The sequence below is a fragment of the Streptococcus sp. FSL K6-1323 genome (assembly GCF_038630745.1).
GTDB lineage: Bacteria > Bacillota > Bacilli > Lactobacillales > Streptococcaceae > Streptococcus > Streptococcus salivarius_D.
The window spans coordinates 614138-628740 of record NZ_CP152039.1; the positions used below are offsets into that span (position 1 = coordinate 614138).

Annotated in this window: 1 protein-coding gene; it reads left to right on the plus strand. The window is 37.9% G+C overall.

The annotated features are described in order from the left end of the window. The first annotated feature begins 938 nt into the window (after nt 1–938). Nucleotides 939–14225, plus strand: a complete 13287-nt coding sequence (locus NST80_RS03035) for an FctA domain-containing protein (protein ID WP_342504631.1) — start codon at nt 939–941, stop codon at nt 14223–14225. Nucleotides 14226–14603: the final 378 nt, after the last annotated feature.

The window sequence follows — 14603 nt, forward strand, 5'->3', positions numbered from 1 at the left end:
TTACTTGTACTATTTGAGTATTGAAATTATTTCGTAATATCGTTGGTTATTCTTTCATTTGTATTTGAATAAGATACTAGTAGGCATAATTTTTCTCACAGGTTTTGTTATCTTTTGATTTTTTGAAGTTAGAAAATACTAGGACTCACTCTCTATTAATCCTAACTTATGAGACTCTTTTTTAAGTTGAATATTAGTATGCTAAACAGGTGAGAGCAATTATGGATGTTGGATTGTTGCAAACTTTCTTTAAGATTTTACTAGTGTTAATGAAGAAATACTGTTAAACGAAGAAGATGTTAGTATTATTTTAGACGGATAAAGTTATTCTAAGGTTAGGACTAGATGTATATGCCATTTTCATTAAAGATAAAAATATCTATATGAGTGTAAAAGGGAAAGAAATGAGAGGTTGTGTGCGTATATTGCCATTATTATGGATCAAAGTGAGAATAATATAGTGTATATTATAAGATGTTAATTTATTTTTATAATATTATTTCTTTCGGATTATAGGTTTAAATTACTATTTTTAGAACTTACTTCTGTTTATATATGGTGATTCAAGTATTTATGGAACATGAGATGGGTTTGGAATCTTTGACGCTTTTATTAGAAAATAACAAATGTAATCCGAGTTAATTTATTTTAGAAAAGCGTAATTTATATAATGAAATATTAGAAAATAGTAGTTGTCGTCTTATTTTAGAAAACGCTTAACATATTATAAATAAAAGGTTTCTAACGTTTTTATGTTTTTTTGTAAATAACGTTACTCTTACAATTGTCAGACAACTAACTTTTTTTAAAAAACATTGTTTAATCACTTGACTCTAAATTGTCAGAATGTTAGAATGAAAAAGAATCATGGATATGAGGGGAATTAACTTATAATCATGTATCTATAACTAACTATTTTTTTAGAGGGAGACTTAAACATGAAAGACATTTTCAACAGGCGCCAGCGCTTTTCATTGCGTAAATATTCATTTGGTGTCGCTTCAGTCTTGTTGGGAACGGCACTCTTTGCTGCTCACACTGCACAGGCTGATGAAGTCGTAGCATCTGATGCTTCTTCATCAAACCCTGGTTCATCAGTTGAGGGCGAAAGTTCTTCAGAACTGGTTGAGACGAATACAGCATCAACAGCTCAAGCAGATCCTACTGCAGCTGTATCTTCAACTGAGGCAACTGCGTCAACATTTAACTTGACGCCAGAAGCTTCAACAACAGATAAGGTTGCCGCAGAGACAACTGACAAACAAGCTACAGAAACTGCGAAACCAGAAGCTTCTAAACCAGCTTCAGAGGCTGCAAAGCCAACAGAAAAAGCTACTTCAGAAGCAGCTAAGCCAGCTACAGTAGCATCAACAGCTACGGCCAGCAACAATGTTGAAACACCAGCTTCAACAAGAACAGCTTCAAACACTTCAGCTACAGCATCAACAACTGCTCCAGCAACTGAAAATACTGAATCAGCTGAAACCGCAGCAGAAGCTACAAGTGTTAGCCCACGTGTTACAGCAAATACTTACTCTGTAAGATCTGCTGCAGACCGTAGTGCAACACTTGACCGTGCTGCTAGTGATATCACAAATGCTGGTGCTTTGGCAACAGGTCGTAGCCGTCGTCGTAATACACGTGCTTTGACAGATCACAACTATGAGGCGGTCTCTGTAGAAACTCACCTTAAAGATGGTGAAAAAGCTACTCCAGACATGACGGATCCTAATGGTGCAACTGTTCGTTCTCAAACAGTGCCATCGGGCTACCAAGCTAAAGAAGGTGACTACTATACTTATAGTATCGTAGATCTTACTAATTTCAACAAACGTTACCATACAAATTACTATACACGTGCTTACAAGAGATTTGATGCTTCAACAGATACTACTGTTGAATTGGTTGACAAGAACACTGGTAATGTATTAGAAACAAGAACCGTATCAGCTTCTAGTGGTATTCAAAAATTTACGACTACAAAAGCAGCCTCTAATGGGGAGTTAACTTGGCAAGTAGATTACGATAAAGGTTTAGGTGCTGGACCAGGGAAGACAGATTCACCGTTTATCCAACTTGGATATGAAGTTGGTGCAAGTATCAAGGCTTTAGTTGCTCCAGGACACAATCTAACTCCTACAGAACAAGCTTTATATGATGCAGTTTATGCTGCGCGTAATTCAACGGATATCATCAACGTTGTAGAACCAGCATATAATGGTCGTACTATTACAGATACGAATGCTAAAATTCCATTATTTGTTCAAAAATCAACTTACTATAGAGTAGTCGATAGAAATAATGCTTCATTTAATGCGAATAAAACAGATAAAACTGTTCAAGATTATGTACCAAATGGTAATGAAGTAACATTAGCCAACTACACGCTGAAAGCGATGGAAGGACAACACTTTACAGCATCTGGTGAACGTCAATTTGATGGTTACAAACTTTATCAAACAGCTACTCCAGATTCAACAACTGGTTATGTTAGCCGTCCTTATACAGTTGGTACCAAGTTTATGGATGCTGATCGTGCTGGAATAAAACGTATCAAAGAAATTGTTGGAGAAGATGGATCTGTTGTCATTCGTGTTTACTTATTAGATCCAAGACAACAAAACAAACGTTCTGATGGTACATTGAACACTGATGGCTATATGTTGCTAGCAGAAACCAAGCCTATTAAACCAGGTGATTATAACAAAGAAGAGTTGGTTGTTAAGAAAACACCACTTAAAACGATTGCACACACTGTAACTGATCCAAGAACAGGGGCAAAAACGAACTATCCAAATGGTAAGGATGTTCCATTTGATTTCCAAAGAGATGCTTCTTACACTCCGTATAAGACAGTATTTGTACCATTCTTGGGAGATAATATCGGTCACCTTTCTCCAAACGCACAATTAGAGCGTGGAGTAGGAGGTATTGGTACTAACGTTGACTTGCTCAACTCTTTGACGCCATACAAGCCAACAGTCTACTACTATGTGAAGTCAGAACCTGTAACAGTGACTCCAGAAGTTGAAAAACAACTTGAAGGACGCACACTTGTTAATGGTGAATTTAGCTTTAAGATTAAAGAAGAGCAAGCTAACAAATCAGTTCCTTCATATGAAGAAACAGTAACTAACCAAAATGGTAAAGCTACATTTAGTAAATTAACATTTAACAAAGCTGGAGTATACACTTACACAATTACTGAGGTTAAAGGCTCAGATACAAACGTCGATTATGATGCAATGACTGTTACAATGACAGTTACTGTAACTGAGAAAAATGCTGCTGGTGATTTGCAAGCTTCAGTTAAATACAGTGCTGAAGGTGGATTCAAATCAAGTGCAGATGATAAAATTTTCAATAACTACGTTGTAGCTCCAGTTAAGACTAAGTTCGACTTTAGTAAGGCTCTTGCAGGTCGTACTCTTAAAGAAGGCGAATTTACATTTGCTCTTAAAGATTCAACTGGTAATGTTCTTCAGACCAAGAAAAACAGCGCTAATGGTGTTATTGCCTTTGATGACTTGACATTTGATAATACTCAAGTTGGTACTCACAAGTATACTGTAGAAGAAGTTATCCCAGATAATAAAGAAGCTGGTATGACTTACGATACAATGAAAGCTGAAGTAACAATCACTGTTACTAAGGAAGGCCACGTTCTTAAAGCAACTAACATTCTTCCAGCAGATACAGAATTCAATAACACATTCACACCAGGTGCGGTTAAAGTTAACCTTGACTTTGATAAATCACTTTCAAATGGTACTTTGAACGCAGGTGACTTTAGCTTCACGTTGACTGGTGATAACAATGTTAATGAAACTGTAACCAACAAAGCTAACGGTAAGATTAACTTTAGCGAATTGTCATTTGACCATGAAGGTGTCTACAACTACACTGTTAAAGAAGTGAAAGGCAACAATGCCGATGTAGACTACGATGAAATGACTATCGCAGTTAAAGTAACGGTTACTAAAGATGCTACTACAGGTCTTTTGGCTACTAAGACTGAAATGACTTCAACAGGTGGTGAAGCAACTGGTACTGATGACAAGATCTTCAACAACCACGTTGTAGCTCCTGTAACTGCTCAATTTGACTTCAGCAAAGCTCTTGCAGGTCGTAACTTGAAAGCTGGCGAATTTAGCTTCGTATTGAAAGACAAAGATGGTAAAGTCCTTCAAACAAAACAAAATGATGCCAACGGTAAAGTTAAATTTGATGCCTTGACATTTACAAATGCTCAAGTTGGTAACCATAAGTACACTGTAGAAGAAGTTCGAGGAACTGAAGCAGGTATGACTTATGACCCAATGAAAGCTAACGTAACAGTTACGGTTACTAAGTCAGGTCATGCGCTTACTGCTGTTGCAACTCTTCCAACTGATACAGAATTCAACAATACCTTCACATCAGCTCCTACTCAAGCTCAATTCAAGTTCACTAAACGTCTTGAAGGTAAAGCGCTTACAGCAGGTGCCTTCGAGTTTGAATTGCTTGAAAACGGCAACGTTATTCAAACTAAGAAAAATGCAGCAGATGGTTCAATCACATTTGATGCTATTGAATACAGTGCTGAAGGTGAACACACTTACACTGTGCGTGAAAAAGCTGGTAACGATACAAACATCGATTACGATACTATGAACGCAGAAGTGAAAGTTAAAGTTACTAAAGATGCTGCTACAGGTCTCTTGAGTACTGCTGTTACAATGCCTGAAGACACAGAGTTCAACAACTATGTAGTTTCTCCAGTTGTAACTAAGTTTGACTTCACTAAGAAATTGGCTGGTCGTGAACTTAAAGCTGGTGAATTTAGCTTCGTATTGAAAGATGCTGCTGGTAATGTCGTTGAAACAGTTAAAAATGATGCTGCTGGTAACGTAACCTTCTCAGAATTGTCATTCGACAATACTAAAGTTGGTACACACACTTACACTGTAGAAGAAGTGATTCCTGAAAACAAAGAATTCGGAATGACTTACGATAAGATGAAAGCTACAGTGACAGTTGAAGTTGCTAAGAACGGTCACACATTGACTACTGTTACAAACGTTACATCAACTGGTGGTGTAGACGCTAATGGTAACGCTACTGACGGTACTGCAGATAAAGAATTCAACAACAAAGTCACTCCTCCAGAAACTCCTGAATTCCAACCAGAAAAATTTGTCGTTTCTAAAGAGAAATTCGACATCACTGGTAACAAGTTGATGGATGACGACGATGATGTACCTGGTAACGAGTACACAGCAACAAATGCGAATCCATATGTTGATGGTGTTGCAAACAACGAACCAGAAAACTTGAATACTAAGACTGTTAAACGCGGTTCTAAATTGGTATACCAAGTATGGCTTGATACTACTAAATTCACAGAAGCTAACAACATCCAATACGTTGGTGTATCTGATACATACGACGCAGATAAATTGAACGTTAACGCATCTGATATCAAAGCCTACGATTCAGTAACTGGTGCAGATGTGACTGCTAAATTCGACATCAAAGTTGAAAACGGCACAATCACTGCAACTTCTAAAGAAGCATTTATCAAAGATAAAGTAAACAACCCTGTTATCGATACTACTAAGTTCGCTTTTGGACGTTATTATAAATTTGATATTCCAGCAACTGTTAAAGAATCTGTTAAAGCTGGTGCTGATATTGAAAATACAGCCAACCAAACAGTTCACGTTTACAACCCAGTGAGCAAGACAGTTGAAAAACCTGAAAAACCAACACAAAAACGTGTTAACAGCGTTCCAGTTCCAGTTGAAATGAACTTCACTAAACGTTTGGAAGGTCGTGAACTTCAAGCTAACGAATTCGAATTCGTATTGAAGAAAGACGGCGTTGAAGTTGAACGCGTGAAGAATGATGCTGCTGGTAAGATTGTCTTCAAGACTCTCGGGTTCGGTCGCGATGATCTTGGTAAGACTTACAACTACACAGTAGAAGAAACTCCTGGTACAGATGCAACTGTCAAATACGACACAATGGTTGCTACTGTTAAAGTTGTGGTTTCACATGACGGTACAGCTAAAGCAATCGTTGCCAACGTAACAGACGCTGCGGATAAAGAATTTAACAACCGTGTAACACCTCCTGAAGAACCTAAGTTCCAACCAGAGAAATACGTTGTTTCTAAAGCGAAATTCGATATCACTGGTACTAAGCTCGTTGATGATGATTCTGAATTGACAGATAAATATGGTGAAACAAATACAAACCCATATGTCGATAATACAAACAACAACGAAGAAGAAAACTTAAATACTAAATCAGTTGAACGTGGATCTAAACTTTACTACCAAGTTTGGTTGGATACAACTAAATTTGATGCAGCTAACAAAGACAATATCCAAACAGTAGGAATCACAGATAACTACGATAAGGATAAATTGATTGTTAATGCTTCAGAAATCAAGGTTTATGATTCAGTAACTGGTGCAGATGTTACTAACAAGTTCGAAATCACTGATAACAACGGTGTTCTTACAGCTAACCTTAAAGCTGGCTTCACTAAGTCACTTGGCGACGCTGAAAATACTCAAATCATTGATACAACTAAGTTCGAATTTGGACGCTACTATAAATTTGATATTCCAGCAACAGTGAAAGACGATGTCGTAGCTGGTGCAGATATCGAAAACAAAGCAGCTCAAGTTGTTAACTACTACAACCCAACAACTAAGAAAGTTGAAAAACCAGAAAAACCAACTGAAAAACGTGTTAACAGTGTTCCAATCTCAGTAGAATTTAACTTCACTAAGAAATTGGAAGGTCGTGACCTTAAAGCTGGCGAATTCACATTCGAGTTGAAAGATAGCGACAATGTTGTGATTGCAACTGCAACCAACGATGCAGCTGGTAAGATTAAATTCTCTCCAGTAGAGTACACAAATAAAGCTGGTGAAAAAGTTACAGCCCTTAAATACAAGAAGGGTCAAGAAGGTACTTACAAGTACACTGTAACAGAGGTTAAGGGTACAGACGCGACTGTCACTTACGATGAAATGGCTGCTGTTGTAACCGTTACTGTTTCTCATGATGGTACAGCTAAAGCATTGATCACAAACGTGACAGAACCTGCGGATAAAGAATTTAACAACCGTGTAACACCACCAGAAGAACCTAAGTTCCAACCAGAGAAATACGTTGTTTCTGAAGAGAAATACGATATCACAGGTGACAAGCTCGTTGATGATGATAAAGAGTTGGCAGACAAGTACGCAGATACCAATGCGAACCCATATGCGGACGATGCCTCAAACAACGAAGCAGAAAACTTGAATACTAAGACTGTTAAACGTGGTCAAAAATTGGTTTACCAAGTATGGTTGGATACAACTAAATTCGATGCAGCTAACAAGGACAACATCCAATCAGTAGGAATCTCAGATGACTACGATGAAACTAAATTGAATCTTGATGCTACTAAGATCAAAGCCTACGATTCAGTAACAGGTGCAGAAGTCACAGACAAATTTGATATCACAGTTAACAACGGTGTGATCACTGCAACCCTTAAAGCTGGCTTCACTAAGTCACTTGGCGACGCAGAAAACACTCAAGTTATCGATACAACTAAATTCGCCTTTGGACGTTACTACAAGTTCGACATCCCAACAACAGTGAAAGCTGATGTTGCAGGTGGTGTAGACATCGAAAACACTGCGGCTCAAGTAGTAAACTACTACAACCCAACTACTAAGAAAGTTGAAAAACCATCTAAACCAACTGAAAAACGTGTAAACAACGTTCCAGTTGAAGTGGAATTCAACTTCACTAAACGTTTGGAAGGTCGTGAGCTTAAAGCTAACGAATTCAGCTTCGTCCTTAAAGATTCAGAAGGTAAAACTCTTGAAACTGTGAAGAACGATGCTTCTGGTAACGTTAAGTTCAAAGCTCTTGAATTCAAGAAAGGCCAAGAAGGCGTTCATAACTACACAGTAGAAGAAGTTAAAGGAAGCGACGCAACCGTTACATACGACACAATGAAAGCGAATGTAACAGTCACAGTGAAACACGATGGTACAGCTAAAGTACTTATCGCGACTGTAGGCGACATTGCGGATAAAGAATTTAACAACCGTGTGACTCCTCCAGAAGAGCCTAAGTTCCAACCAGAGAAATACGTTGTTTCTGAAGAGAAATACGATATCACAGGTGACAAGCTCGTTGATGATGATAAAGAGTTGGCAGACAAGTACGCAGATACCAATGCGAACCCATATGCGGACGATGCCTCAAACAACGAAGCAGAAAACTTGAATACTAAGACTGTTAAACGTGGTCAAAAATTGGTTTACCAAGTATGGTTGGATACAACTAAATTCGATGCAGCTAACAAGGACAACATCCAATCAGTAGGAATCTCAGATGACTACGATGAAACTAACTTGAATCTTGATGCTACTAAGATCAAAGCCTACGATTCAGTAACAGGCGCAGAAGTCACAGATAAATTCAATATCACAGTTAACAACGGTGTGATCACTGCAACCCTTAAAGCTGGCTTCACTAAGTCACTTGGCGATGCAGAAAACACACAAGTTATCGACACAACTAAATTCGCCTTTGGACGTTACTACAAGTTCGACATCCCAACAACAGTGAAAGCTGATGTACCTGGTGGTGTAGACATCGAAAACACTGCGGCTCAAGTAGTAAACTACTACAACCCAACAACTAAGAAAGTTGAAAAACCAACTAAACCAACTGAAAAACGTGTAAACAACGTTCCAGTTGAAGTGGAATTCAACTTCACTAAACGTTTGGAAGGTCGTGAGCTTAAAGCTAACGAATTCAGCTTCGTCCTTAAAGATTCAGAAGGTAAAACTCTTGAAACTGTGAAGAACGATGCTTCTGGTAACGTTAAGTTCAAAGCTCTTGAATTCAAGAAAGGCCAAGAAGGCGTTCATAACTACACAGTAGAAGAAGTTAAAGGCACAGACGCAACCGTTACATACGACACAATGAAAGCGAATGTAACAGTTACAGTTAAACACGATGGAACAGCTAAAGTTCTTATCGCGACTGTAGGTGCAATTGCGGACAAAGAATTTAACAACCGTGTGACTCCTCCAGAAGAACCTAAGTTCCAACCAGAGAAATATGTTCTTAGCGATGGTAACGGTAAGTTTGATATCACTGGTACTAAGCTTCTTGATGATGATGCAGAGTTGACAGATAAGTACGCAGACACAAATGCGAACCCATACGCTGATAAAGCTGATAACAACGAAGCAGAAAACATCAATACGAAAGCCGTGAAACGTGGCGAAACTATTAACTACCAAGTATGGCTTGATACAACTAAATTTGATGCAAACAATAAGGATAACATCCAAACTGTTGGTATTACTGACAACTATGATGAAGCTAAATTGGATGTTAAGGTATCTGATATCAAGGCTTACGATGGTAAGACTGGTAAAGATGTTACTGATAAATTCAACATCTCAATTGCTAATGGTGTAATCACAGCTAACCTTAAAGATGGCTTCACTAAGTCACTTGGCGATGCAGAAAACACTCAAATCATCGATACTACTAAGTTCGAATTTGGACGTTACTACAAGTTTGTCATCCCAGCTAAAGTTTCTGACGGTGCTTACGATGGTGCTGAAATTGAAAATACAGCAGCTCAAGTAGTTAACTACTACAACCCAACTACTAAGAAGACCGAAAAACCAGAGAAACCAACTGAAAAGCGTGTCAACAATGTTCCAATGGCTATTCAGTTAATCTTCGGTAAGACACTTAATGGTCGTCAATTGAAAGATAAGGAATTTAACTTTGTCTTGAAAGACGAAGCAGGAAAAGTTCTTGAAACTGTTCAGAATGATGCTAAAGGCAAAGTAACTTTCTCTACTATTAATTATGGAAGAGACGATCTTGGTAAGACCTTTAACTACACTGTAGAAGAAGTTAAAGGAACTGATACAACAGTTACTTATGACAATATGAAAGTCAACGTTACTGTTAAAGTTATTCAACCTTCAGCAGGTAATCAATTATCAACAGTTATCTCTTATGCTACAGTTGGTGGAAATTCTTATGAATCAGACGACAGAATTTTCGATAACAACGTAACTCCTAACTTCAAACCAGAGAAATACGTTGTTTCAGAACCAAGCTTCGACATCATTGGCAACAAACTTGCTGATGACGACGATTCAGCTGATAAAGTTGAAATCCAAAACTTGAATGGTAAGACCCTCAAACGTGGTCAAAAGATCTACTATCAAGTATGGCTTGATACTCGTGACTTCACAGCAGAAAGCAATCTTCAAACAGTTGGTATCACAGATAACTACGAAGAAGATAAGCTTGACATCAACGCTGCTGATATCAAGGTTTACGATGGTATCACTGGTGCTGATGTTACTGATAAGTTCGACATCAAGGTTGAAAATGGTGTTCTCTACGGTACATCTAAAGCAAGCTTGACTAAAGCTATTAGTGCAACAGATGCTACTCCAGTCATCGATACAACTAAATTTGAGTTTGGTCGTTACTATAAATTTGATATCCCAGCTGTTGTTAAAGACATTGATGCTAACGACGGTGTAGATATTGAAAATACAGCCAACCAAACAATTCACCAATACAACCCATTCAATAAGAAAGTTACAACTCCTGAAAAGCCAACTCAAACACGTGAAAACAACGTTCCAGTTCCACTCGAGTTCAACTATACTAAACGACTTGAAGGACGTGAGTTGACTGCAGGTGAGTTCAGCTTCGTATTGAAAGACAAAGACAACAAAGTTCTTCAAACAGTAACCAACGATAAAGATGGTCACATCAAGTTTGAAAAACTCTTGTTCAATAAAGATGATCTTGGTAAGACATTCACTTACACAGTTGAAGAAGTAGCTGGTAAAGACGCTTCAATCACTTACGATGCTATGAAAGCGACTGTAACAGTGAAAGTTACTAAGGAAGGCAAAGTTCTTACAACTGTCGTTAACCACGCTTCAACAGGCGGATTTGCTTCAAGCGCTAACGATAAAGAGTTCAACAACAAAGTTCGTCCACCAGAAACACCAGAATTCAATCCAGAGAAATACATTCTTAATGAAACTAAGTTCGATTTGAAGGGAGTATCTCTTCTTGATGATGACAAAGAGTTGAAAGATAAGGTTGCAGAAACTAATGCAAATCCTTATGTTGATGATGCTTCTAATAATGAAAAAGCTAACATCAATACTAAGACCGTATATCCTGGACAAAAAGTTGTTTACCAAGTATGGTTGGATACTACTAAATTCACTGAAAAGAATAATATCCAAACTGTTGGTGTATCAGATGACTATGAAGAAGATAAAGTTGATATCAATGTAGCTGATATTAAAGCATATGATGGCATCACAGGTGATGATGTAACAGCTAAGTTCGATATCAAGGTTGAAAATGGTGTGATTACAGCCAACCTCAAAGATGGCTTCACTAAGTCACTTGGCGATGCAGAAAACACTCAAGTTATCGACACAACTAAATTTGCCTTTGGACGTTACTACAAGTTTGATATTGTTGGTAAAGTCAAAGACGACGTTAAGGGTGGTGTAGACATTGAAAACACAGCTTCTCAAATCGTTCATTACTACAACCCAACAACTAAGTCTGTTGAAAAACCAAATAAACCAACAGAAAAACGTGTTGTTAACGTTCCAGTTAAAGTAGAATTCAACTTCACTAAACGTTTGGAAGGTCGTGAGCTTAAAGCTAACGAATTCAGCTTCCAATTGAAGGATGAAGCAGGAAATGTCATCGAAACTGTTAAGAACGATGCCAAAGGTAACGTTAAGTTCAAAGCTATTGAGTACAAGAAAGGCCAAGAAGGCGTTCACAAGTTTACAGTAGAAGAAGTTAAAGGAACAGACGCAACTGTTACATACGATACAATGAAAGCGAATGTAACAATCACTGTTTCTCATGATGGTACTGCTAAAGCTCTTGTAGCAACTGTCGGTCAAATTGCGGATAAAGAATTCAACAATGCGGTTCGTCCACCAGAAAAACCTAAGTTCCAACCAGAAAAATATGTTGTTTCTGAAGCGAAATTCGATGTAACAGGTACTAAACTCGTTGATGATGATAAAGAATTGGCTAACAAGGTTTCAGACACCAATGCAAACCCTTATGCTGATGACGCATCAAACAACGAATTGGAAAACTTGAATACGAAGTCAGTTAAACCTGGTCAAACACTTTACTACCAAGTATGGCTTGATACAACTCAATTTGACGCTAACAACAAGGATCATATCCAAACTGTTGGTATCACAGATGACTTTGATGAAACTAAGTTGGATGTAGATGCATCAGCAATCAAGGTTTACGATTCAGTAACTGGTAAAGATGTTACAGATAAATTCGACATCTCACTTGCTAACGGTGTGATTACAGCTAACCTTAAAGATGGATTCACTAAGTCACTTGGCGATGCAGAAAACACTCAAGTCATTGACACTACTAAGTTCGAGTTTGGTCGTTACTATAAATTTGATATTCCTGCAACAGTTAAGAAGGATATTAAAGCTGGTGTAGATATCGAAAATACAGCTACTCAAGTTGTTAACTACTACAACCCAACAACTAAGAAAGTTGAAAAACCAAACGTACCAACTGAAAAACGTGTTAACAGTGTTCCAGTTTCAGTAGAGTTTAACTTCACTAAGCGTTTGGAAGGCCGTGAACTTAAAGCGAACGAATTCACATTCGTACTTAAGGATTCTACAGGGAAAGAAATCGAAACTGTTAAGAACGATGCCAAAGGTAACGTTAAGTTCAAAGCTATTGAGTACAAGAAAGGCCAAGAAGGTACTTACAAGTACACAGTAGAAGAAGTTAAAGGTACTGACAGCACAGTTCAATACGACGGTATGAAAGCTCTTGTCACTGTTGAAGTATCACACGATGGTAAAGCGAAAGCTCTTATCACTAAGGTTACTGACCCAGCTGATAAAGAATTCAACAATACTGTTCGTCCACCAGAAAAACCTAAGTTCCAACCAGAGAAATACGTTGTTTCTAAAGAGAAATTCGATATCACTGGTATGAAACTTGTTGACGATGATGCTGAGTTGAAAGATAAAGTAGGCGATACTAACAAGGATCCTTACGCTGACAGCACAGCTAACAACGAAGCTGAAAATATCAATACTAAGACACTCAAGAAAGGTGATAAGTTTGTCTACCAAGTATGGCTTGACACAAACAACTTCACTGACGCTCACAATATCCAATCTGTTGGTGTTACAGATAAATATGACAGCGAAAACTTGAACATCAATGTTGCAGATATTAAAGCATACGACTCTGTAACAGGGGAAGATGTGACAGCTAAGTTTGATATCAAGGTTGAAAACGGTGTAATCACTGCAACGTCTAAGTCTGACCTTACTAAGTCACTTGGTGATGCAGAAAATACACAAGTGATTGATACTGCCAAATTGGCATTCGGACGCTACTACAAGTTCGATATTCCTGCAACTATCAAAGGCACTGCCAAAGATGGTGTAGATATCGAAAATACTGCGTCACAAATCGTTCACCAATACGACCCAACTAAGAAATCTGTTGAAAAACCAGAAAAACCAACAGAAAAACGTGTAGTCAATATCCCAACTAAGGTTGAGTTTGAATTCACTAAGAAACTTGAAGGTCGTCAACTTAAAGCTGGTGAGTTTAGCTTTGTACTTAAGGATAGCAAGGGTAATGTTATCGAAACTGTAAGCAACGATGCTAACGGTAAGATCAAGTTCTCTGCCCTTGAGTACAAACGTGGTGAAGAAGGTAATCACGTCTATACAGTAGAAGAAGTAAAAGGTAACGATGCAACTGTTACTTATGATAAGATGGTAGCCACAGTTGTTGTTTCTGTAACTAAAGATGGTAAAGTCTTGACAGCGATTTCTCAATTGCCAGAAGATACTGAGTTCAACAACACTGTTATCCCACCATATACACCACCAACAACTCCACCAAACACACCTCCTACTACACCACCAACTACGCCTCCAACACCACCGACTCCTCCAACTCCAGTGGTTCCACCAGTGACACCACCAACTACACCAGAAGCTCCTAAAGGACCAGCACTTCCTGAAACAGGTGATGATGCGTCTATGGCAGCTATGGCTCTTGGAGGAATCCTTGCGGCAGCTGGACTAGGTTTGGCAGGAAAACGCAAAAAAGAAGACTAAGATAGTTCATAGGTTAAATCCCTCAATATAGTTAGTTAGACTATTTCAGTTTTCGAAAAAGAGACTCATCCCGATAGGGGTGGGTCTCTTTTGTATCTATCTTAAAGATGATTTGGTGTTTTATTAAAATATTAGATATAAGGTTAAGTAATAGAGATTTTAGGATTTATTTTATGCAAAACAGATCAGTGGTTTAAATTTCAGGAAAAGATTATTATAAATATTGATATGTACTAAAATACTTATGTGAAAAGGTTTATTGGTTGTCATGAAGTCCTAGCTGCAAATCACAACTCGTTTTTTATATTGATTAAAAATTAGAGAAAATACTTGCTTAATGATTAAAAAAAAGATACGATAGACTTTGGAAGAAGGTTA

Excerpts from the sequence above, each read along its gene's own strand:
- NST80_RS03035 (WP_342504631.1), top strand. The coding sequence starts at position 939 with ATGAAAGACATTTTCAACAGGCGCCAGCGCTTTTCATTGCGTAAATAT.